At 40.0% G+C, this 22,998-nt stretch carries 18 protein-coding genes; 15 read left to right on the forward strand and 3 right to left on the reverse strand.

Annotated features, from left to right (window positions below):
• The first annotated feature begins 5 nt into the window (after positions 1-5).
• The 3 genes from HMPREF9449_RS06945 (at position 6) to HMPREF9449_RS06955 (ending at position 6,582) form a co-directional block, all read left to right on the forward strand.
• Complete coding sequence (locus HMPREF9449_RS06945) at positions 6-3,245, forward strand: efflux RND transporter permease subunit (RefSeq protein ID WP_009136543.1); 3,240 nt, start codon at positions 6-8, stop codon at positions 3,243-3,245.
• 180 nt (positions 3,246-3,425) lie between these two features.
• Complete coding sequence (locus tag HMPREF9449_RS06950) at positions 3,426-5,468, forward strand: DUF4954 family protein (RefSeq protein ID WP_009136544.1); 2,043 nt, start codon at positions 3,426-3,428, stop codon at positions 5,466-5,468.
• Between the two features lie 64 nt (positions 5,469-5,532).
• Positions 5,533-6,582 (forward strand): hypothetical protein, encoded by a 1,050-nt coding sequence (locus HMPREF9449_RS06955; RefSeq protein ID WP_009136545.1) that lies wholly within the window; start codon positions 5,533-5,535, stop codon positions 6,580-6,582.
• 13 nt (positions 6,583-6,595) lie between these two features.
• On the opposite strand, the gene HMPREF9449_RS06960 is transcribed toward HMPREF9449_RS06955, so the two are convergent.
• Positions 6,596-7,981, reverse strand: a complete 1,386-nt coding sequence (locus HMPREF9449_RS06960) for an RNA-binding domain-containing protein (RefSeq protein WP_009136546.1) — start codon at positions 7,979-7,981, stop codon at positions 6,596-6,598.
• Positions 7,982-8,915: 934 nt separating this feature from the next.
• On the opposite strand from HMPREF9449_RS06960, the gene HMPREF9449_RS06965 reads away from it, so the two are divergent.
• Both HMPREF9449_RS06965 and meaB read left to right on the forward strand, forming a co-directional pair.
• The gene (locus tag HMPREF9449_RS06965; RefSeq protein WP_009136547.1) at positions 8,916-10,403 is read left to right on the forward strand and encodes an IMP dehydrogenase; all 1,488 of its coding nucleotides are present in this window, start codon (positions 8,916-8,918) and stop codon (positions 10,401-10,403) included.
• A 117-nt stretch (positions 10,404-10,520) separates the two neighbouring features.
• The gene (gene meaB / locus HMPREF9449_RS06970; RefSeq protein ID WP_040611699.1) at positions 10,521-11,618 is read left to right on the forward strand and encodes a methylmalonyl Co-A mutase-associated GTPase MeaB; all 1,098 of its coding nucleotides are present in this window, start codon (positions 10,521-10,523) and stop codon (positions 11,616-11,618) included.
• Positions 11,619-11,742: 124 nt separating this feature from the next.
• Here meaB and HMPREF9449_RS06975 read toward each other — a convergent pair whose 3' ends face one another.
• On the reverse strand, positions 11,743-12,180 hold the full coding sequence (locus tag HMPREF9449_RS06975) for a type I restriction enzyme HsdR N-terminal domain-containing protein (RefSeq protein ID WP_009136549.1): 438 nt from the start codon (positions 12,178-12,180) through the stop codon (positions 11,743-11,745).
• A 13-nt stretch (positions 12,181-12,193) separates the two neighbouring features.
• Entirely contained in the window at positions 12,194-13,426 is a 1,233-nt protein-coding gene (locus HMPREF9449_RS06980; RefSeq protein ID WP_009136550.1) for an S-adenosylmethionine:tRNA ribosyltransferase-isomerase, read from the reverse strand.
• A gap of 233 nt (positions 13,427-13,659) precedes the next feature.
• Between HMPREF9449_RS06980 and HMPREF9449_RS06985 the strand changes: the two genes are divergently transcribed.
• The 10 genes from HMPREF9449_RS06985 (at position 13,660) to HMPREF9449_RS07030 (ending at position 22,988) form a co-directional block, all read left to right on the forward strand.
• Positions 13,660-14,430: an AMP nucleosidase gene (locus HMPREF9449_RS06985; RefSeq protein WP_009136551.1), complete on the forward strand. Its 771-nt coding sequence runs from the start codon at positions 13,660-13,662 to the stop codon at positions 14,428-14,430.
• 19 nt (positions 14,431-14,449) lie between these two features.
• On the forward strand, positions 14,450-14,908 hold the full coding sequence (locus HMPREF9449_RS06990) for a DUF1573 domain-containing protein (RefSeq protein WP_009136552.1): 459 nt from the start codon (positions 14,450-14,452) through the stop codon (positions 14,906-14,908).
• A 113-nt stretch (positions 14,909-15,021) separates the two neighbouring features.
• Positions 15,022-15,339 carry a preprotein translocase subunit YajC gene (gene yajC, locus HMPREF9449_RS06995; protein WP_009136553.1) on the forward strand — a complete coding sequence of 106 codons (318 nt, stop codon included), beginning with the start codon at positions 15,022-15,024 and terminating at the stop codon, positions 15,337-15,339.
• A gap of 95 nt (positions 15,340-15,434) precedes the next feature.
• Positions 15,435-16,421 carry a YbbR-like domain-containing protein gene (locus HMPREF9449_RS07000; protein ID WP_009136554.1) on the forward strand — a complete coding sequence of 329 codons (987 nt, stop codon included), beginning with the start codon at positions 15,435-15,437 and terminating at the stop codon, positions 16,419-16,421.
• 23 nt (positions 16,422-16,444) lie between these two features.
• Positions 16,445-17,050, forward strand: a complete 606-nt coding sequence (gene coaE, locus HMPREF9449_RS07005) for a dephospho-CoA kinase (protein ID WP_009136555.1) — start codon at positions 16,445-16,447, stop codon at positions 17,048-17,050.
• Between the two features lie 33 nt (positions 17,051-17,083).
• Positions 17,084-17,815 (forward strand): TerB family tellurite resistance protein, encoded by a 732-nt coding sequence (locus HMPREF9449_RS07010; protein WP_009136556.1) that lies wholly within the window; start codon positions 17,084-17,086, stop codon positions 17,813-17,815.
• Between the two features lie 147 nt (positions 17,816-17,962).
• Entirely contained in the window at positions 17,963-18,367 is a 405-nt protein-coding gene (locus HMPREF9449_RS07015) for a DUF5606 family protein (protein ID WP_040611701.1), read from the forward strand.
• Between the two features lie 199 nt (positions 18,368-18,566).
• Positions 18,567-19,271 (forward strand): tRNA1(Val) (adenine(37)-N6)-methyltransferase, encoded by a 705-nt coding sequence (locus tag HMPREF9449_RS07020; protein ID WP_009136558.1) that lies wholly within the window; start codon positions 18,567-18,569, stop codon positions 19,269-19,271.
• A 374-nt stretch (positions 19,272-19,645) separates the two neighbouring features.
• Positions 19,646-20,614: an ROK family protein gene (locus HMPREF9449_RS07025; RefSeq protein ID WP_009136559.1), complete on the forward strand. Its 969-nt coding sequence runs from the start codon at positions 19,646-19,648 to the stop codon at positions 20,612-20,614.
• 151 nt (positions 20,615-20,765) lie between these two features.
• Positions 20,766-22,988, forward strand: a complete 2,223-nt coding sequence (locus HMPREF9449_RS07030) for a GH92 family glycosyl hydrolase (RefSeq protein WP_009136560.1) — start codon at positions 20,766-20,768, stop codon at positions 22,986-22,988.
• The last annotated feature ends 10 nt before the right edge of the window (positions 22,989-22,998 follow it).

The raw sequence follows: 22,998 nt of genomic DNA on the forward strand, positions 1-22,998 counted from the left end.
AACGCATGAATCAAGAAAAAGTAAATCCCGTAAAAACGAAGCAGAAATTCTCTTCTTTTTCTGTCATTCTGACGATGATAGCCCTTATGATCATCGGAGCAAGTCTGATTCCCAAATTGAATATCCGTTATACTCCCTCTCTGCAACAACAGGAATTAACGCTTACTTTTTACTGGTACGGCGCCTCTGCCCGGGTCATTGAACAAGAAGTTACTTCAAAAATTGAAGGAGTATTGGCATCTATCAAAGGAATTCAGGAAATGCGTTCTTCAACCGGAAAAGGATGGGGACAAATAACCCTTGAAATTAAAAAAAAGGAAAATGTGGATGCTATCCGTTTTGAAACCGCAACCCTCATCAAACAGATATATCCCCATTTACCGGAAAAAGTAACCTATCCGAATTTCTCCACCAATGTCTCAGGAGATCAAATGCAAACGCTCCTTTCTTATACGTTAAATGCTCCGTACTCCACTTCCCAAATTCAGCAATATGCGGAAGAACACATCCTGCCTGTTATCTCCCGCATCGAAGGAATAAACGATGTGAGTATTTACGGAGCTACGCCTTATGAATGGGAAATCCGCTTCCACCCGAATAAATGTGAAGCCCTGGGTCTTACTGCCCAGGATATCGCCAAAGCCATTGATGCTTTTAATGCCGAAAACATAGTGGGACTCATACCGGAACAAACCAGCGCCCGGGATACTCTTCCCGTCCGGGTAATCCTGGTTAATCCTGCTCTCCACAAAGTATCCAACCGGAATCCGGAAGAGCAAAATACCTTAACTGATACCCGGATATGGGAAAATATACCCCTCACCAATAACAAGGGAAGAATTATCTATCTCCGGGATATCGCAGAAATCCAATATAAAGAACAATTACCCAACCGATATTACCGGATTAACGGTCTGAACAACATCAACCTTTCTATCCATGCCGAAAAACAGATCAATGCCCTGGAAGTAACAGCCAAGGTCAAAGAGGAAATGAAAAAACTATCCGCCCATTTTCCGGAAAATTATTCCACTATCATCGCCTACGATTCTTCAAAAGAAATCGAAAAAGAATTGAATAAAATTTATGTCCGCACTCTTATGTCCACTCTCATTCTGCTGGCATTCGTTTATCTGGTAAGCCGGAAATTACGTTATCTTTTCCTTATCGTCATTACCTTACTGGCCAATATCCTCCTCGCTTTTATTTTCTACAAATTATTTCAACTGGAAATTCACCTGTACTCCATGGCCGGTATCACGGTTTCCCTGGGCCTGATCATTGATACCAGTATCATTATGATCGACCACTACAATTACTACCGTAACCGCAAAGCTTTTCTGGCTATTCTGGCTGCTCTTCTGACCACCATAGGAGCTCTGATTATCGTATTTTTCCTACCGGAACAAGAAAGAGCCAACCTGGTGGATTTTTCCTCCGTCATCATCATTAACCTCACTGTTTCCCTCTTCATTGCCCTTTTGTTTATTCCGGCTTTAGTGGATAAACTTCCCATGAAATCCCGAACAGGCAAAAAATTATTCCGGTCCCGCCGACGACTGGTGCAATTTACCCAAGGATACGGCAAATTCATCCGTTTCAGTCGCCGTCCCCTTCTGAAAGGAATATTTCTCGTATTCATCCTGCTCTGTTTCGGTATCCCGCTCCATCTCCTACCCGAAAGACTAAAAGATACGGCCGGCAAAGACCGACAAGGCTTTTTTCCGGCTTTATATAACAAAACATTGGGCAGTCGTTTCTATCAGATGACCCTAAAACCGAAACTCGAACCCCTACTGGGAGGAAGCCTGCGACTGTTTACGGAGCATGTATTCAACACCAATTACTACAGCGATCCCCAACGTACCCGTCTCTATGTAAGGGCAAACATGCCGGAAGGCTGTACTGTACATCAGCTCAATGAGGTACTATTAAAAATGGAAAATTTTCTCAGTCAATACGAACAAATCGAAACTTATCAAACGTACGTACTCGATTATAATAACGGAGGCATTATCATCACCTTCCAGCCGGAATTTGAAAGCAGCAGCTTTCCCCATACTTTGCAGGAAGCCCTCGTGTTGAAAGCAACGGATCTGGGAGGTGCTACCTGGAACGTATACGGTATGGGCCAATTCTTTTCCAACGCATTGGGATCCGGCTATAAAAGCAACCGGATTTCACTCAGCGGATATAATTACGATATGCTTTACAATTTTGCCCTGCAGCTGATCGACAGTCTTACCCGTAATCAAAGAGTTTCCGCTCCCGAAATCATGGGTTCAGACAACTGGAGAGTGAAAAATTTAAATGAATATTTCCTCCGCTTTAATTTCGAACGCTTTGCCCAACAAGAACTGACCCCTGCAAATTATTATGATTTCCTGACACAACAATTATACCGAAACAGCCTACAACCGGTTTTTATTTACGGCCAACAAACCCCGATTACCCTGGTATCCTCGGAAAATAAAGATTTTGACATCTGGCATTTGCAAAATGACATTATTACAATGAATAAACAGTCCGTCAAATTATCTGATCTCGGAAACATAGAAAAACGTCCCAGCGGGAATAATATTTATAAGAAAAATCAAGTTTATTCCCTTCAAGTGGCATACGACTTTCTGGGTCCTCACGAATTAGCCAAACGGGTTATGGAACGTGAAATCAAAAAACTAAACCTTCAGCTTCCTTTAGGATTTAAAGCCGAAAATAAATATTTATCTACCAATTGGAAACAACAATCCCAACCTTATATTTTACTTTTTCTGATTGTAATCATTATTTATTTCATTTGTGCTATTCTATTCGAATCTCTTTGGCAACCCTTTATCATTATCCTCATGATCCCCATTTCTTTTATCGGGGTATTTCTGACTTTTTACCTCTTCCAGTTTAATTTTGACCAAGGCGGCTTTGCCTCTTTTGTCCTCCTCTGCGGAATCGTCGTAAATGCAGGTATTTATCTTATCAACGAATATAATCTTACTAGTCAAAAGACCCGCCAAACCGGAATAAAAATCTATTTGAAATCGTATAACCATAAAATCATCCCTATTTTTCTGACAATTATATCCACCATATTAGGACTCATCCCTTTTGTATATTCCGGAGCTCAGGAAATTTTCTGGTTCTCTTTCGCAATCGGAGCCATGGGAGGTATGCTCTTCTCCCTTGTTGCATTAATTATCTACCTTCCCCTCTTGATGAAGTTTAAACCCCTTCTCCCAAAGGCTTTTTGATTTTATCATTTTTATTTAATCCGAAATACTTTGTTAAATTCTAAACAAACCTTCCTTTTGTTTAGAAAATTAATACATAACAACTTCATTATCAAATCTTAGTATTTCAAAATTAAGCAAAACAGCTCGATAAAAACGAACAAAATATTATCTTTGCTCCCTACAATTAAACTTATGACAATGAAGAAAACGGATCTATACAGAAATTTAAGCCCGAAAGAAATTCTCGCTTTACAGCAGCAGTACTGTACTTCAGACGATTGGAACCGGATAAAAGTTGCAGAAGATTTTACTCCTGAACATATTTGTCATGTTCGTTTTTCCGGCGACATTTATCTGGGAAAATTTCAGGATTCGTTCACCTTGGCAGGTGGATTGGTGAAACATTCCGGTCTTTTTCATGTGACCTTACACAACTGTTGTGTCGGGAACAATGTTTTGATTGAAAATATTCAAAATTATATTGCTAATTACGAGATTGGAGACAATAGCTTCATTCAGAATGTCAACTTGATTGTTACGGAAGGCAAGAGTTCTTTCGGAAACGGTGTTTTGGTTTCCGTACTCAACGAAACAGGAGGGCGTGAAGTTCCGATTTTCAATGATCTCTCTGCCCACTTAGCCTATATCGTAGCTTTATACCGGCACTATCCGATACTCACAGAAAAACTGGTACAATTCATTGATCGTTACGTAGAAACCCATAGCTCTGAAAAGGGACGCATCGGGAAAAACGTAAGTATTGTAAGTGCCGGAAGTATCCGGAATGTCATGATAGGCGATCATTGTACCATTGACGGGACATCCCGCCTAAAAAACGGAAGTATTAACAGTAATGTTTTAGCTCCGATATACGTAGGATACAATGTCGTAGCCGAAGATTTTATCATTTCTTCCGGTTCCCGTATTACGGACGGAGTGACCCTTATGCGTTGTTTTATCGGTCAGGCCTGTCATTTCAGTCATCTCTTTTCCGCCCATGATTCCTTATTTTTCAGCAATTGTCAGGGAGAAAACGGGGAAGCTTGCGCTGTATTTGCCGGCCCCTACACGGTAACCATGCATAAATCCAGTTTGCTGATTGCCGGAATGTTTTCCTTTTTGAATGCCGGCAGTGGCTCTAATCAAAGTAATCATCTTTACAAATTAGGTCCTATTCATCAAGGTATCGTAGAAAGAGGTTCTAAAACCACCAGTGATTCTTATATCTTATGGCCGGCCAAAATCGGAGCTTTTTCTTTGATTATGGGAAGACATGTGAATCATCCGGACACTTCAGATCTTCCTTTTTCGTATCTGATCGAAAAAAACAACCAGACTTATCTCGTCCCGGGTGTTAACTTAAGAAGTGTGGGTACGATCCGGGATGCGCTGAAATGGCCCAAACGAGACAAGCGGACCGATCCTCATCAGCTGGACTGTATTAACTTCAACCTACTCAGCCCTTATTCTATCCAGAAGATGTTAACCGGTATGGAAGTCTTGAATTCCCTCCGGCAAGTTTCAGGAGAAACTTCCGAAGAATACGCCTACCAAAGTGCACGTATAAAAAACAGCTCCCTGGAAAAAGGACTTGTCTTATACGCCAAAGCCGTTAACAAATTTCTGGGCAATTCACTAATCAAGCGTTTGGAAAAGATTTCATTCACTGCTGATTCTGAAATTCGTGCCCGCCTACAACCGAACAGTGAAAAAGGTCTAGGAGAATGGATTGATTTAGCAGGCCTGATTGCTCCTCAAAAAGAAATCGAAAATCTGATCCGGCAAATTGAAACGGGAGAAATCACCTCGGTAGAACAGATCAATAAAACTTTCGACACCCTACATCAACAGTATTACGAATTAGAATGGAACTGGGCCTGGCAAATCATCTGTAAGTGGTACGATGTTTCCCTCGACACCATCACCTCTTCCGATATTATTCGAATCGTCAACATCTGGAAGGAGGCTGTCATATCTTTGGATGAAATGCTCTATGCGGATGCCCACAAAGAATTTTCATTGACGGCCCAAACGGGATTCGGCATAGATGGCAACAGCCGGCAAAAACAAAAAGATTTCGAACAAGTAAGAGGAGGATTCGAAAATAATCCTTTCGTGGAAAACGTCCGCCGCCATATTTCCGATAAACGGGCTTTAGGAGACGAACTCATTGCAAGAATGGAAAAAGTCAAAATATCCTCCTTTATCCCCATCAGTGACCGGGAACGGATTGATATTTAGCTGTATCTTCAGCAAGTTATATCTATGCCACGACTTCTGAGAGCAAAAATATTTCTTTCAAGTATTGTCACTTTTTATAGGGGAAAAATCTACCTACCCTTCCACTGGAGAATATGCTCAGGACGTGATTAATTCTCAAATAGGTGACGAGTATGATATTTTTTTAGGAATATTATGGACTCGATTCGGTTCTAAAACGCTAAACTATGAATCGGGTACAGAAGAAGAGTTTTATCGGGCATTGGAACGCAATCAAAAAGCAAATAAAGTTCATATAATGATGTATTTTAATATTGAAGGAGTACCTTTGGACTCCTTAGATATTGAACAATACTCTAAAGTTAGATCTTTTCAGAAGCGAATAGCAGAATTAGGTTGTTATTATTTTACATATGTAGGTTCGGAAAACTTTAAAAATGATTTGCGTACTCATTTATATAAGGTTATAAAAAATTGGAATGTTAATAATACATCTTCGACAACAAATATGAATTTATCCAATTTGCCTGTAATTATAGAATCTACTGAGGACGAGGTGGTAGAATTAGGATTATTAGAGTTTCAAGATGTTTTGAACACGAAATCTGAAGAAGCCGTAAAAGCTTTAAATGAAATAACAGCTTCTACAGCTTGGATAGGTGAACAAATCTCCGAATATGCTCAGAAACTGAATATAATCAATGAACAAAAGCCTGTGAATCAAATTCAATTGGCTAAAGGTATAATCAATTCTTCTGCTAAAACGATGAATCAATATGCCATGAAGATCGAGCAACCTATTCAAAATTGGATTGCCTCTTTTGAGGAAATAGTAGGAGCTTTGAAAGGTTTATTACAAGTCTCTGATAATATTATTTCTGAAGAATCTTGGAGAGAAAATAAAGAAGCGCTGCATTTATTGTTAACTAATATAGATTCATCATATGAACAATTAGTAGAATTTTATAAATCGGTTAAAGGTTTACCAAAAATGACTCAATATATCATTCTAGCGAAGAAAAATGTTTGCTCAAAATTGAAACAATTATTAGATAGCACGGACAAATGCAAAATATCAGCTAATGAAATGATTGATTTAATTAATAAAAAATTATATGATATGGATAAATTATAAACGTACTATCATATCAGTCTGCTAGAAAATATCCTCCATTTTTGGGTGCACCTCTAAACTCTATTAAATCTTTATCTTGTAAAATCTTAATATATCGCATTGTCGTCCGCAAACTCTTACTTATGTGTTTACTGATTTGAGAAGCATTTAAACCAGGAGTTTTTGCCAGCAAATTGATAATGGCTTTTTCTTTCTCGTTTATAGTATCATTTACTATGCCTTTTACTATGCCTTTTACTATGTCATCGGCGACATTGTTTTTTGCTTGCCGTTTGAACATTACCGTAAACATCCCCTCCGTATGAAACTCCGGTTCAGACAGGTTGGCTTCTTTCATAGCTTCCTGCATACGGGGGATACCGGATGCTACCCTTTCGACCAAATGCATTCGGTTAAACAAGCTAAAGATTAATGGATTACGTGTCAGGCTCTTGTGTCCGAAATCTTTGGCTACGATAGGCAAAAGTCCTCCGGGATTGGAAACTTCTACCCGGTCATCAAACATTTCTATCGTAATGGTCGCTCCCTGTTCGTAATAATCACGATGGGAGAGGGCATTTATAATGGCTTCTTTAAATACCGTAAGAGGAATTTCCCAAATTTCTTTCCTCGGTCCCGCTCCTTCAATTTTATAGGCAACTTGCAGTTTACTTTCGAGCCACGCCATAGCCTGTAAATATTGTTGGTATAATGGACCGCCAAAGGTTTTATCATCTATGATATATACCTTAGTTGTTCCTTTGAAAAGAACACATCTTATTACGGCCTGTGGAAATTTCCGTTCGGGTTGTTTTCCAAAGAACATAGCTGCACCGTTCTTGGTTATTCCTTTGTCCGTAAATAGTTCCAAATTCTCAAATATCTGTTTGTTGGCAGTCGACGAACTTAGCTGTGCTTCCATGCGAAAGTCTTTTATCGCTTGTTCGTCCGCATCTGTATAGATATTGAACCAATCGCAAGGAATGTGGTCGAAAAATATTTTGTTGCACTCCTGAAAGAAGCTGCGCATCTCTTCGACAGTACGAAGTTTTTGCGAATTTGCGCCATCACGCACAAAAATAGAACCGGAAAATATATAAGGCTTGTCTTTACCTGACGGAACATCAATTACCCAAACTGTTTTATTGCCGATATTTACCGCATACATATCACAATGGAGAGCCGGAGATATTTCATGGATAGAGTCTTGAATGGCTGAACGTTTGTTATTCTCTAAATCTATACCAATGATCTGCCCGTTATCATCTACGCCAATGAGTAAATATCCTCCGTTTGCATTAGCGAAAGCGCAAATTTCCTCTGTGAGTTCACGAACTTTTGAAGGTACGCGGACTTTGAACTCTACCTTATAGCCTTCTCCGCTATCAATGAGTGATAGTATGTTTTCTACATTTGTCATAGATATTAATAAACATAATACAAAAATAGTTATTTATTTGGTAAACACTTCATTCATACAGTTTTATTTGTTGGCTCAACTGGAACGATAGGAAGACAAACTACATTTGTCCGGCAAGAAAATGGATGAGACTTTGGCCGTCTCTTGTGTACGGATAGAGGTAAGCTGGCCTGCAATATTTCTCGCGCCTGTAACCGGAAGGTCTCCCTGCATGAATGGGAAGATAAAGTAAAAAACTGTATACCGATTGCACGAGGGATGAATAGCTTGCCGGCAGAAGAGCATCTATACTAATACCCCGATAGAAGTGGCGGGAACCCTGGAAAGACCCTCAGGCGAAAAACTCATAACGCCACAGGAACCGGCCTTAGCCTATACTCAGAAAAATGACACTATTAGACCGGGAAAACAGATGCTTATGTATTTAATACCATTTTTCAATGAAACGAAATTAGGAAATTGAACCGATGACTCTGTTATACAACGCAACGTATTGTAAAATAAAGAAGTAGCCATTATGCAGGGAAACATTCAGGGATTTTTCAAACCGTCCTCCGAATAAATACCTATAGTTTACTTTAATCCTCTTTATTTTCGAAAATGAAAAATCCCTGAACTTCTTTGCATTCCAGCAATTTATATCGTTTTTCTTTTCCTAAAAGCGATGACAACCGAACTCTCAAACAGGAGGTATTCGGACAGCTAAACACTCAAAAGCGGAAGAAACAGCTGGAAGAATAAAAAGTCTTGACCCAAATCCAGGCTTTTTTCCTTTATTTTATTTAATTTCGCGTAAATTTTTTCTTTAAAGCGGAAAAATTGGAACAGGTTTTAATAAAGCTCCCATTATTGAGTCCTTACCGAGTGAAAGATCTGGACAAGGGGAACAAAAACAGCCTGAGTGCAGTGGTATAACTTATCATCCCAACATACTATGGCTTTATTTACAGACGAAGTATCAAGAACATTTGGGGAATATCTTCTTATTCCCGGCTTAACGACAAAACAGTGCATCCCGGAGAATGTCTCTCTGAAAACGCCGCTCGTAAAATTCGAAAAAGGTCAAAAACCTTTTATTGAATTGAACATACCTTTTGTATCGGCTATTATGCAATCGGTATCAGATTCGGGTCTAGCAATCGCATTGGCCCGTAACGGAGGACTATCTTTTATTTTCGGTTCCCAACCCATCAGTTCTCAAGCAGAAATGGTGAGGAAAGTGAAAAATTTCAAGGCCGGATTTGTCACCAGCGATTCCAATCTCACGCCCGAACATACGCTCGAAGACGTACTGAACCTTATCAAACGCACAGGGCACTCTACGATAGGGGTGACGGAAGACGGTACTTCCAATGGAAAATTGTTAGGCATTGTCACCAGCAGAGACTACCGTATCAGCCATGACAGTAAAGACAGCCGGATAAAAGACTTCATGACACCTTTCTCCAAACTCACTGTCGGGAAAGTAGGAATGACCTTATCGGAAGCAAATCAGTTGATCTGGGAACATAAATTGAATGCTTTGCCCATTATTGACCAGGACCAGAAATTGGTTTACTTCGTCTTCCGGAAAGATTACGACAGCCATAAAGAAAACCCCTATGAATTATCCGATGTTCACAAAAAATTGTTAGTAGGTGCAGGTATTAATACGCGGGATTACAAAGAACGGGTACCGGCTTTGGTAGAAGCCGGTGCAGATGTCCTTTGTATCGATTCTTCCGACGGCTATTCCGAATGGCAAAAAGAGACTTTGACCTGGATTAAGCAGGAATACAAGGGTAAAGTGTTGGTAGGAGCCGGCAATGTAGTCGACAAAGACGGTTTCTATTATTTAGCGGAAGCCGGTGCAGATTTTATAAAAGTGGGGATCGGAGGAGGATCGATATGCATCACCCGGGAACAAAAAGGAATCGGACGGGGGCAGGCGACGGCTCTTATCGATGTCGCTGCAGCCCGCAATGAATATGCTCAAAGGACAAACACCTATATCCCCATTTGCAGTGACGGAGGGTTGGTACACGACTATCATATGGTATTGGCTTTAGCGATGGGAGCCGATTTCTTGATGATGGGACGTTATTTTGCACGTTTCGATGAATCTCCTACCCGGAAGCTGACGGTAGGAAACCGCTTTGTAAAGGAATATTGGGGAGAAGGATCGAACCGGGCAAAGAATTGGCAGCGTTATGACATGGGAGGCACTGAATCCCTAAAATTTGAGGAAGGAGTGGATAGTTATGTTCCCTACGCAGGTAAAATGAAAGATAACCTTAACATTACTTTAGGAAAAATAAAAGCGACCATGTGCAGTTGCGGAGCGGTCTCTCTCCCGGAATTACAGAATACGGCGAAAATCACTCTCGTTTCTTCTACTTCTATTGTAGAAGGAGGTGCCCACGACGTCATTCTGAAAGAATAGTTGGGGAGAAAAGGGGAGTAAATCCCTTTTCAAACATTTGAGTAATCATTTTAAATCAGAGTAAGACATTTTTCTTACCTTTGCCGAAAATTAAAAAGGCGTATTATGGAGGAATGTATGGAACATCCGGAAAATTCACCGGAATACGAAGGATTAAAAGTTAACAAAGGAATAGAACAGCCGGATCCGATGAATCCGAATCTGGCCGCCCGGTTAAAAAATATACGTAAAAAAGCTTTAAGTATTGATGACTATGTAGAAGGGATACTAAAAGGGGACATCAATATTTTGAGTCAGGCGATTACGTTGGTAGAGAGTTCTAAAACGGAACACCAAGCGGTTGCACAGGAAGTCATAAAACGTTGCCTTCCCTCTTCCGGAAGCTCCATTCGCATCGGCATTACAGGAGTTCCCGGAGCCGGGAAAAGTACATTTATCGAAAGTTTCGGCAAATACCTTACCGGACAAGGGCATAAAATTGCTGTTCTGGCCATTGACCCCAGTAGTGAACGTTCCAAAGGAAGTATTTTGGGGGATAAAACCCGCATGGAAGAGTTATCGTGCGATCCGCATGCTTATATCCGTCCTTCCCCTTCTGCGGGTTCACTGGGAGGCGTAGCCCGGAAAACACGGGAAGCCATGATTTTATGTGAAGTAGCCGGATTTGATATTATTTTAATAGAAACGGTGGGGGTAGGCCAAAGTGAAACGGCTGTCCATTCCATGGTAGATTTTTTCCTGTTAATACAGATTGCGGGAGCAGGGGATGAACTACAGGGAATAAAGAGAGGGATCATGGAAATGGCAGACGGCATTATCATAAATAAAGCAGATGGCAATAACATCAGCAAAGCCCAACTCGCCAAAGCCCAATTGCAATCGGCCCTTCATCTGTTTCCTCCCCATGAATCCGGCACAGAACCCAAAGTTTTGACCTGTTCTGCCTACGAAAAAATAGGCATAAAAGAAATCTGGGACAATATTTTGAACTATTGTAGTATCACCCAACAAAACGGTTATTTTGACAAAAGAAGAAGGGAACAATCCAAATACTGGATGTATGAAACCATTAACGAACAATTAAAAAACCGTTTTTATAACAGTCAAAAAGAGAATCTGAAAATAGCAGAAGAAAAAGTTTTGAAAAACGAGATGAGTTCCTTTGCTGCTGCTTTTGAACTCCTGGAAAAATATTTTTCCAGTTGCAAAAACTAAAACAAAACCCCTCTGTCCACACCGGATAGGCACTCCTTATCAGTCGCCGATGAACGGACCTACGGTTTGAATAAAAAATCAAATCAGTAACGTGGGTCCGTTCGTCAATTCCCCCGCCAAACTTTTACTTAAAATCGGGAATATCTTCCAGAAAACAAAAAATCCGTTTCTCGTTCGTATAACCGCATAAATGCACCCGACCATTTGTAACGACCACATAGCGGGCTGCCAGGGTCAGATTATAACCGAACACCTGATCAAACACTTGCTGGGAAAGCGGAACGGAAGCAGCCTTGCATTCCACAATCAAATAAGGTTTTCCCTGTCTGTCGTAACATACAATATCAAAACGTTTCTTCAAACCGTAAACATCGATTTCTCTTTCAATAGCAACCAAAGCAGGTGCGTAATTTTTATAGTGAATTAAATAATGAATAAAATGCTGGCGCACCCATTCCTCCGGAGTTAAAAGCACATATTTCTTACGAATGATATCGTATATATACAAACCTTTCTCTTGCTTTTTCACTTTATACTCGAAAGCCGGTAAAGACAGATGCATATTTTCTCTATTATTATTTATGCTTATTTATCCACAACAGACTTGTATCTCCATAACTGAGAAATCTAAAATTTTCCCGGAGAGCATAGGCATAGATCCGTTTCCAATCCTCGCCTACAGCAGCTGCCACCAACAGCAAAAGTGTACTTTGCGGCTGATGAAAGTTTGTAAACAAAGCATCGATTACCCGGTAAGAATAACCGGGCACAATAATAATCGTTGTCCGGGCTTTTAAAAGCTCCTCCTGAGTTTCGTCAAACCATTCTTGTAAAGCCCCCATAGCCTGCTGCAACGAATAGCAGGAAGGTAATGTATAAGCTTCCCATTGAGACAAATCATAGAAACAAGGATCTCCTTCTAATTTCTTTACTCCCATCCAATAAAGGCTTTCGAGGGTTCTCACAGACGTAGTACCCACAGCAATCACCTCCCCGGCCTTTTTTGCCAAGTCCTCTATTAATTGACGGGATACCATCACATGTTCTGTATGCATATCATGTCCCCCAATTTTCTCAGCCTTTACAGGACGGAAAGTTCCCGCTCCTACATGCAACGTCAATTCATCGATTCTCACTCCCCTACTTGCCAGAGTCTCCAGTATCTCTTTCGTAAAATGCAATCCCGCGGTAGGTGCAGCAACAGAACCTTCCTCCCGGGAATAAACGGTCTGATAACGGATTTTATCCGAATCCTCAGCATCCCGATTTAAATAAGGAGGAATAGGTATCCTTCCGCAAGCTTCCAGTACTTCACTGAACGACAGATGCGGAGGCCAGGAAAAACGGACTTTTACTTCGCCTCCCTCCTGCGTTACTTTTTGCGCGGTCAAAACGACTTCCCGTCCCTCATGAAAAAAACGACAAAAAATCTCCCCCTCACGCCATTTCCTCAAATTTCCCACCATACAGGTCCAAACACAAGTGGCACGAGCCGCAAAATTCAAGGCGTAATCCGCTGGTTCTGCCGGCTCCAGACAAAAAATCTCAATATGCCCTCCCGTTCTCTTCTGAAAAAAAATACGGGCGAAAATAACCTTAGTATTATTGAAAATAAGGGTTTGCCCCGGAGCTAAAATCTCCTTTACGGCAGTAAAAGTATTTTTAGTAATTTCTCCCTTTCTGTATATCAGCAACTTAGATAATTCACGCTGAGGCAAAGGAAACTTAGCAATTTTCTCTTCCGGTAAATCATAAGTATAATCCTCTATTCTTATCTCTTTAAGACGATCGAGTATTCGTGTATCCATTTGCATTTTTTTAGAAAAACAAAGGTAGTAAAAAGTTCAAATGTGTAACAGGATAAGGGAGGAAATGGGGAAATATTCAAAGCCTGAACGGCTGTTCGAGCCTGAAGAATGCCCGAAGAGCCGTTTTATCCTTTCCGGCCTCTCCCCTCAAATCAAAACACCGGAACATTTTCAACACTTGTTTTCCGATTGCATATTTTTTTTAACTTTGTAAATTCAGAGGAACAAAAATCATGAAGACGAAAAAAGAAATAGTGGAAAATTGGTTGCCCCGGTATACAGGGCGTGAACTGGAAAATTTTCCGAAATACATTCTACTGACAAATTTTGAGTATTACTTGGATTTATTTTCAGAAATGTACGACGAACCGATTATCGGCATAGATAAAACAATGCCCAATGTCTCTCATGAAGATGTCATGCTGATCAATTTCGGTATGGGAAGTGCAAATGCAGCTACTATATTGGACTTACTGACAGCGATAGAAGTGGAAGCTATTTTATTTCTGGGAAAATGTGGGGGTCTTAAAAACAAGACTTCCGTAGGAGATTATATTCTCCCGATTGCAGCCATCAAAGGGGAAGGGACTTCCGACGATTATATGCCTCATGAAGTCCCGGCACTGCCAGCCTTCAGCATACAAAAAACCTGCTCGAGAATCATCGTCAACCACAACCGGTATTATTATACAGGAGTCGTATATACGACAAACCGCAGGGTTTGGGAATACGATGACCGTTTTAAGGAATACCTGGTAAAAACCCGGGCGATGGCAGTAGATATGGAAACAGCTACAATTTTCACCGTAGGATTTGCGAATCGGATTCCGACAGGGGCTTTATTGCTGGTTTCCGACCGTCCTATGATTTCTGAGGGAATAAAAACAGCCGAATCTGACAAACACGTCACTCAAAAATTCGTAAAACAACATTTAGAAATTGGTATAGAAACCATGAACAATATAAAAAATAAGGATTACTCTGTCAAACACCTTATATTTTAACTTTTTACGGGAGGAATATATGAACATACTTTACTATACAAAAAAAAATATTCGGTTTTCGTTGGGCAAATTAGCTGTTTTTTGTTGCTTATTCCTTTTATTTCTGACTTCCTGTCAAAATAAATCTCAAAAAAGCACCGATGATCTAGAAAACACTCGGATCGAATTGACACAGCCTACTTTCAATTTCGGGAAAATCACTTCGGGGGAAACCGTTAGTCACACTTATTCTTTAAAAAACACAGGGGATCATTACCTCATTATCAAAAACATTCAAACCAGTTGTGGCTGTACTACCGTCGACTATCCCAAAGAGCCCATAGCACCCGGAAAAGAAGGAAAATTAGAAATAGCTTTTAACTCTTCCGGCAGATACGGTAAACAATACAAAGAAATCCGTATATTTGCAAATGTTCCGGAAAAGGTGGTTACTTTAAAGTTTACGGCCGACATACAGGGAACGCCTTCGGGACATTGAAAATATTCCCTTCATCAATCGGAATCATGACGGGAAAACAGAAATAATGATAATAAAAACGATTGTAATCTATTCCTATAGACGATTACGATAATTTAAAACAAACCAAGATTATGAACACATTTTTTATGATTGTATTACAAACACAACCTCAAGGTAGCGGTTTAATGAGTTTTTTACCTCTGATCTTAATTATCGTGGTATTCTGGCTTTTTATGATCAGACCTCAAATGAAAAGACAGAAAGAATTGAAAAAATTCAGAGATGCTTTGCAAAAAGGAGATAAAATAGTAACTACCGGAGGAATTTACGGAAAAGTTGCTGAAATTCAGGAATACGCTATCATTATGGAAGTCGAAGGCGGAGTTCGCCTGAAAGTAGACAAATCAGCTGTCATCAAAGACATGACAGATGCTGCTCCTGCGAAATAAAAAGAGATTTATTGACGTATCTATTTTTTCGGATTTACAATTTTGGATTGTATTTTTACATCAAAATCGTAAATCCGAAACTTTATTCCGTGCACATGAAAATGAAAGGATCTTATTTTAAAAACCGGAATATCCGCATTGACCGGAATATTCTAAGTTATATAATATGTGTAATCATCGCAGCAATATTATGGTTTTTAAACGCACTGAATAAAGAATATACAAGTGAAATTTCTTATCCTGTCCGTTATACGGACTTTCCGAAAGGGAAATATCTGGTCTCTTCTCTTCCTTCCACTATTACACTAGAGGTGAAAGCCAAAGGTTTTACATTGGTCGGATACCGAATCAGCACTTCTTTTTTACCGATCAGTCTGGACATTAATTCTTACAGCAATTATATGCTGGAAAAAGATAATATCCTGGAATATACTTTAAAATTAAGTACCATTAAAGACAAAATCAACAACCAACTGAATTCAGATATCAAATTACTGAACATTAAACCGGAAGAAATTTATTTTAAATTCTCCCCGGCTGTGTCTAAAGTGATTCCGGTAAAACCAATGGTAGATTATTCCCTGAAGAAACAATACATACTCAAAGATAAAATCTCGGCTGTCCCCGATAGTATTTTAGTCAGCGGTCCGGCTTCTCTGATGGACACCTTAAGCTATATTCCCACAGAAACATGGAAAGCAGGAGAAATCAATAAAAATCTTTCCCGAACGATCGATTTAGAATTTCCTCCGAATTTTTCAGCAGATGAAAAAAGCGTAAAAGTGAATATAGAACTGGAACGTTTCACAGAAGCCAAACGTAACATTCCGATATCCGTCTGGAATCTACCGGACTCCCTCAATATTAAATTATTTCCCAATACGGTAGAAATCAGTTATGAAATCGGTTTAAGCCGATACGATAAAGCGACAGACCAAGATTTCGAATTTATCGTGAATTATGCCGAGACACAGAATTCCTCTTTTTTACCGGTAGAAGTTGTAAAATTCCCTCCTTACATAAAAAATCTGAGCTATACCCCTCAAAAAGTAGAATATATCCTGGAAAAAAGGAATCGTTGATTAGCTGCTTTAATGAAAGATATATGGTAAAAATTGGTATTACAGGAGGTATCGGTTCAGGTAAAACAACCATAGCGACCCTTCTCAAAGATAGGGGATATCCGGTCTATATAGCCGATAGCGAAGCCTCTGTCCTGATCAATACTCATCCCTCTATCCGGAAAGCTCTTACCGATCAGTTCGGAAGCTCCCTATACGACAAAGGAGTATTGAATAAAAAAAAATTATCTGACATTATTTTCAAGGATAAAAATGCCCTCTCCCTGGTAAATCATATCGTACATCCTGTCGTAATGGAAGATTTCATCGCCTGGAGCCAACAACAGCGTACAAACCTGGTATTTTTTGAATCGGCAATACTTTTTGAAGCAAATTTAGCTGCGCATTTCGATGTAATTATCTGTATTTATGCTTCCCTGCAAACCCGGATAGAACGAGTTCGCAAACGGGACGGGATTTCTCCGGAAAAAGTGATGGAAAGGATTAAAAACCAATGGAGCGATGAGAAGAAATGCCAGCAATCCGATTTTATCATTTATACGGACAGGGATTTGGATATCAACCGGCAAACGACAGAAATCGTAAAAAGAATAGAATCAAAATACTTCAGATCTCCTGAAAGTATATAACTTTGCAATAAGAAAACTGATAAAAACTACATTATGGCAAAATACGGTAAATGGATTGGAGCAGGATTAGGATTTGTGCTGGGAGGCCCTTTGGGGGCTTTATTCGGTCTTTTTATGGGATCCATCTTAGATAATGTAAACGTAACCGTACAAAATACAGGCGGACAAAATCCTTATCATACGGGCAGAGGCGACTTCATGTTCAGTTTAACTGTATTGGCAACGGCAATGATGAAGGCCGATGGTAAGATTACCCGTAACGAACTGAATTATGTAAAAAGCTTTCTTAAAAATAACTTCGGAGAAGAAGCCACCTTAGAAGCCTTGGGAATGATCAAAAAATTGAGTACCCAGGAAATTCCTTTAACAGAAGTGTGCCAACAGATCCGTATGAATATGGAACAAGCTTCCCGTATCCAGCTTTTGTACTTTCTTTTCGGCCTAGCACAAGCAGACGGCCAAATATGCAATAACGAAATAAAGTTATTGGAAAACATTTCTTCCTTGCTCGGAATCGACCGGACTACGTTCAATTCTCTTAAATCCATGTATTATAATGATCTCGATTCTGCCTATCAGACACTGGGAATAAGTCCGAACGCTACCGACGAAGAAGTGAAAAAAGCATACCGGAAGATGGCTTTCGAAAACCATCCTGACAAAGTAGGACATCTGGGCGAAGATATCCGGAAAGCCGCAGAAGATAAACTGACCCTGATTAATCTGGCTTATGAGAAAATCAAAAAACAAAGAGGGCTGAATTAAAACATTCCTTTCTTTTGGAAAATTTCAAATAAAAGCGAAAACCGGAACACTGCCAGAACATAAAAATCAGAACTAAAAATCGCAAATCAAAAAATTCTTTCTTATTTTTGCAAGCTGTTTTAACAAACAAATAAATTTTGCACTATGATGTTAAAAGAAATCTTATCTATTTCAGGAAAACCAGGACTTTACAAACTCATCAACAATACTTCTAATGCTATTATTGTAGAATCTCTCTTGGACGGGAAGCGTTTTGCAGCTTATTCCAATTCCAAAATTATAGCCTTAGAAGATATCTCTATTTATACGGAAGATGAAGATATGCCCCTCAAAGAAGTATTAAAACGGATTTTTGAAAAAGAAAACGGGGCACAAGCTTTATCCCACAAAGCAGATACAGAAAAAATTCTGGCTTATTTTGAAGAAATCGTACCGGAATATGACCATAACAGAGTATATGTCTCGGATATGAGAAAAATCATCCAATGGTACAACTTATTGGCAGATAAGAAAATGTTAAGCTTTGAAGAGGAAACTCCTAAAGCCGAATAATACATCCTTCTTTATTACCGATGTATAGACAGACGAAATCCCCTCCTATTCCGCTTCTATACATCGGTTTTTTTGTGAAAAATTACAGGAGAATTTTCTGGCTTTACCAGAAAACGATAGGCTTTCCCTTCTTTCGTTCCTTGAGGAACATTTCACAGAGGGATGTACCAATTTTATTTTTCCCAAACGTACCCGCCCGATGAACGACTATTTCCAGTTTAAAAAATTTACTGTCCGGCAATCTCAAACAGCGATGAAAGTCGGAACCGATGGAGTATTGTTAGGAGCTTGGGCCGAACTCACAGCAGCTTCATCCATTCTGGATATCGGGACAGGCACGGGCCTTCTCGCCTTGATGGCCGCCCAAAGAAATACGAAAGCCCATATCGATGCTGTCGAAATCGATTTTATGGCCTATCAGCAAGCTGTAGAAAATGTTGCACAAAGCTCCTGGAAAAACAGTATTTCCGTTTTTCATCTTTCTATTTTCGATTTTTTCCCCTCCCGGCTTTACGAACATATTTTATGTAATCCTCCCTTCTTTGTCAGTTCTACTCCCGCTCCTCTTCCGAACAGAACACTCGCCCGTCATTGTCAGGATTTTACACACGAAGATCTGCTAAAAGCAGCCGAGCGTCTATTACTGCCACAGGGTAAATTCAGCCTGATTCTCCCCTGTCAGGAAGCCGACGAATTGATCGCCAAAGCAAAATCATTAAATCTCTACTTATCCCGGGTCACCCGAGTTCTCCCTACACCGCAAAAAGCTCCCAAAAGGAAATTGCTCGAATTCAGCCGTATCGAAAAAACGATCGCAGTCAACGACATCGTTGTAGAATTCAGCCGCCATCAGTATAGTCCGGAATACATTTGTTTAACCCGGGAATTTTATCTGAACTTATAGCCCATAAAATTAAAAGTCAACTATCTTTGATTTTAATTAAGTAATTTATATATTTTTACCCCGAACTAATTTAAATTTTTAACTTTCCATTAACCATTTATTTTGTTCCTTTACTTTATATTTGCTTCTATAAAAACAGTCATTTAACAAAGACGTTTTTTTTTCATAAGTTTGTATGTTTAGGTTAGTAGTTAGTAATTAATAAGAGATCGTTCACGGTCTCTTATTTTTTTTCTATATTTACCGCTTGAAAACGTTATCGTCTGGAGATAAAATGCTCAGTAAGCTAAAAGGGGACAGAGAAGGGCACAAATCTTATAACGTCCGTAAAAGTCAGAACAAAGGTAAAAGGGTAATTTTTAAAACAAAGATAAATGATTATGAAAAAACAAGTAGCATTAGGTATTGATATCGGCGGAACCAATACGACATTTGGATTTATAGACAGAGAAGGAAATTATCTGGCAGATGGAAATATAGAAACCCAAAAACACGAAGATATCAATGATTATCTAAAAGAATTATATCTGGAAATAGAAAAAGTTTTAGATCCGTTACGGGAGGAAATAGAGATGATCGGAATTGGAATCGGGGCTCCCAACGGGAACTATTATAAAGGTTCTATTGAATTTGCTCCCAACCTAAGATGGCATGATGTCATTCCGCTTTGCGACATGATGAAAGAATATTATCCCACTCTTCCGATTTACCTGACCAACGATGCAAATGCGGCAGCCATAGGGGAAATGATATACGGAGGGGCCAAAGGTATGAAAAATTTTATCATGGTTACCTTGGGTACAGGTCTGGGTAGCGGATTCGTTGCTAACGGAGAATTGGTCTACGGACACGACGGTTTCGCCGGCGAACTGGGACATATCATTGTTTCTCCTAACGGCAGACAATGCGGTTGCGGACGGCAGGGGTGTCTGGAAACTTATGTGTCGGCGACAGGTGTAAAGCGGACAGCTTACAAAATGATGGCAAAATACAACTATCCGAGCGAATTGCGTACGATACCTTTCAATGAAATGACGGCGAAAATCGTTGCCGAAGCAGCAGAAAAAGGGGATATGATCGCTATCAACACTTTCAAATATACAGGAAAAATGCTGGGAGAAGCATTAGCAAATGCCATAGCCATCACCAGTCCGGAAGCTATCTTTTTATTCGGAGGATTGGCAAAAGCCGGGAATTTACTTTTTGAACCCACAAAAGACCATATGGAAATGAATCTTTTGAAAATATACTCCAATAAAGTTAAATTATTACCTTCCCAATTAGACAAAAATGCAGCTATTTATGGAGCTGCTGCTCTGGTATGGAAGGAGCTAAATAAATAATTTCTATTCTCAGGAAATCGGTAATCCGGAAAATCCGATTACCGATTTTCCCGGTTTCAGAATTTCGTTTTCCCCTTTTACGCTATTCCGAGGGCCAAGCCATCGATTATTTACTGCTTCACAAGTTATTCTTATCTGAAATACACCTAAGATGAAAAACTACACGGTCGTTTTTTGCTGTCTTTTTCTGCTCTGTCTGGGATGTAGAAACCACGAAAAAGAACTTAAAATTACAGAATATGTAAATCCGTTTATCGGGACTGGAGCTCACGGGCATTGCTTCCCGGGAGCGGCTTATCCCTTTGGAGCCATACAATTAAGTCCCGATAATCCCCGCAATGGCTGGGACTGGAGCTCGGGTTATCATTATAGCGATAGTATTATCTCTTCTTTTTCGCACACACATCTCAGTGGTACAGGCATAGGCGATCTGCAAGATATCCGCTTTCTGCCGGTATTGAATAAACCGGATAGCAACCAATCTACAATACAATATATTGCCTCCAATTACGCTCGCTTTTCGCACGACAATGAACAAGCAGAACCCGGTTATTACAAAGTAAAATTCGATAACGGGATTATCACCGAATTATCGGTAACCCCCAGATGCGGTTTTCACTACTATCAATATCCGTCCCATACCACCCACGGATTGACCGTCGATTTGACGACAGCCCGCAACTGGGATAAACCCGTAGAATGTTGCATCAAAAAAGTCAATAATCGTACTTTGGAAGGCTACCGTAAATCCAAGGGATGGGCACCGGACCAAAGGGTATACTTTTCAATCGAGTTTTCTCAGGATGTAGAAGTCTTAGCAGGGAAAAATAAATTTGAACCTTTACAAAACGGACAGAAAATCATAAGCGATTCTTGTTACGTCTGGATAAATTTCGGAGATAAAACAGATAAAATTCTTTCCAAAATCAGTATTTCCTCGGCCAATTTTGAAGGAGCAGAAGCCAATTTACAAAAAGAATTACCCCACTGGAGTTTCGATAAAGTAAAACGGGATGCCAAACAAGCCTGGAAAAGAGAATTATCGAAGATAAAAGCAGAAAGTCCGGATGAATCTCAATTGAGTATTTTTTATACAGCTCTTTATCATGCCTACCTTGCTCCCAATTTATTTTCCGATGCCAACGGCAATTTTAAAGGGCCTGATCATGAAATTCACAGTGTAGACAAACGACAAAAACAATATACGGTATTTTCTTTTTGGGACACCTTCCGGGCTGCTCATCCTCTTTTTACCATTACGCAGAAAAAGAAGGTAGGTGATATGGTCCATTCGATGCTAAAACACTACGATGCCTACGGACTGCTACCCGTCTGGGAATTGGCAGGAAATGAAACCAATTGTATGATCGGCTATCACTCCATTCCGGTAATGGTAGAGGCTTATTTAAAAGGGATCCGGGATTTCGATGCGGAAAAAGCTTATGAAGCCATGAAAAAAACGGTTGCTTCCGACCGGGGCGGTATGAACTATTTCAGGGAATTGGGTTATATTCCCTGTGACCGTGAAAATGAATCTGTCTCTAAAACCCTCGAATACGCTTACGATTACTGGTGTATTGCTCAAATGGCAAAAGCCTTGAACAAAGAAGACGACTATCTTTACTTTCTGAAAAAATCCAGAAATTACGCACACTTGTTCGATAAATCAACCGGTTTTATGAGAGGCAAAACAGCTGCCGGCCAATGGAAAACACCCTTTTCTCCCCTCTACTCCAATCATCGGGATGATGAATACACAGAAGGAAACGCCTGGCAATATTCCTGGTTTGTACCTCAGGATATCGAAGGCCTCATCCATCTGCACGGAGGCCCGGAAGCCTTCTGTATCAAATTAGACAGTTTATTCACCATCCCCTCCCAGTTAGAAGGAGAAAATGCCTCCCCGGATATCAGCGGCCTTATCGGGCAATACGCCCAGGGAAACGAACCCTCCCACCACGTAGCCTATCTTTTCAATTATACTGGTCAGCCTCAGAAAAGCCAGTATTATCTGAATAAGATTATGACCGAATTATATAAAAATACTCCCGACGGCCTGTGCGGAAATGAAGATTGCGGACAAATGTCTGCCTGGTATGTCTTTTCCGCCATGGGCTTTTATCCGGTTAACCCGGTAGAAGGTAAATACCAACTGGGAACTCCTTTATTCCCAAAAGTTACGCTAAAGGTAGGACCGGAAAAACGTTTTGTCATCACAGCTAATAAAGAAAATGACAAATTTATATACGTTGAAAAAGTATTGTTAAACGACAAAGAACTCGACCGTACCTGGATTACTCACGACGAAATTATGGAAGGGGGAAAATTAGAATTTACGTTGACGGACAAACCCACAGAAGAAAAGAGAGATTAAATTTTCAGAA

It is taken from the genome of Odoribacter laneus YIT 12061, assembly GCF_000243215.1.
Lineage (GTDB): Bacteria > Bacteroidota > Bacteroidia > Bacteroidales > Marinifilaceae > Culturomica > Culturomica lanea.

Excerpts from the sequence above, each read along its gene's own strand:
- HMPREF9449_RS06945 (WP_009136543.1), top strand. The coding sequence starts at position 6 with ATGAATCAAGAAAAAGTAAATCCCGTAAAAACGAAGCAGAAATTCTCT.
- HMPREF9449_RS06950 (WP_009136544.1), top strand. The coding sequence starts at position 3,426 with ATGAAGAAAACGGATCTATACAGAAATTTAAGCCCGAAAGAAATTCTC.
- HMPREF9449_RS06960 (WP_009136546.1), bottom strand. The coding sequence starts at position 7,981 with ATGACAAATGTAGAAAACATACTATCACTCATTGATAGCGGAGAAGGC.
- HMPREF9449_RS06965 (WP_009136547.1), top strand. The coding sequence starts at position 8,916 with ATGGCTTTATTTACAGACGAAGTATCAAGAACATTTGGGGAATATCTT.
- meaB (WP_040611699.1), top strand. The coding sequence starts at position 10,521 with ATGGAACATCCGGAAAATTCACCGGAATACGAAGGATTAAAAGTTAAC.
- HMPREF9449_RS06975 (WP_009136549.1), bottom strand. The coding sequence starts at position 12,180 with ATGCATCTGTCTTTACCGGCTTTCGAGTATAAAGTGAAAAAGCAAGAG.
- HMPREF9449_RS06980 (WP_009136550.1), bottom strand. The coding sequence starts at position 13,426 with ATGGATACACGAATACTCGATCGTCTTAAAGAGATAAGAATAGAGGAT.
- HMPREF9449_RS06985 (WP_009136551.1), top strand. The coding sequence starts at position 13,660 with ATGAAGACGAAAAAAGAAATAGTGGAAAATTGGTTGCCCCGGTATACA.
- HMPREF9449_RS06990 (WP_009136552.1), top strand. The coding sequence starts at position 14,450 with ATGAACATACTTTACTATACAAAAAAAAATATTCGGTTTTCGTTGGGC.
- yajC (WP_009136553.1), top strand. The coding sequence starts at position 15,022 with ATGAACACATTTTTTATGATTGTATTACAAACACAACCTCAAGGTAGC.
- HMPREF9449_RS07000 (WP_009136554.1), top strand. The coding sequence starts at position 15,435 with ATGAAAATGAAAGGATCTTATTTTAAAAACCGGAATATCCGCATTGAC.
- coaE (WP_009136555.1), top strand. The coding sequence starts at position 16,445 with ATGGTAAAAATTGGTATTACAGGAGGTATCGGTTCAGGTAAAACAACC.
- HMPREF9449_RS07010 (WP_009136556.1), top strand. The coding sequence starts at position 17,084 with ATGGCAAAATACGGTAAATGGATTGGAGCAGGATTAGGATTTGTGCTG.
- HMPREF9449_RS07015 (WP_040611701.1), top strand. The coding sequence starts at position 17,963 with ATGTTAAAAGAAATCTTATCTATTTCAGGAAAACCAGGACTTTACAAA.
- HMPREF9449_RS07020 (WP_009136558.1), top strand. The coding sequence starts at position 18,567 with ATGAACGACTATTTCCAGTTTAAAAAATTTACTGTCCGGCAATCTCAA.
- HMPREF9449_RS07025 (WP_009136559.1), top strand. The coding sequence starts at position 19,646 with ATGATTATGAAAAAACAAGTAGCATTAGGTATTGATATCGGCGGAACC.
- HMPREF9449_RS07030 (WP_009136560.1), top strand. The coding sequence starts at position 20,766 with ATGAAAAACTACACGGTCGTTTTTTGCTGTCTTTTTCTGCTCTGTCTG.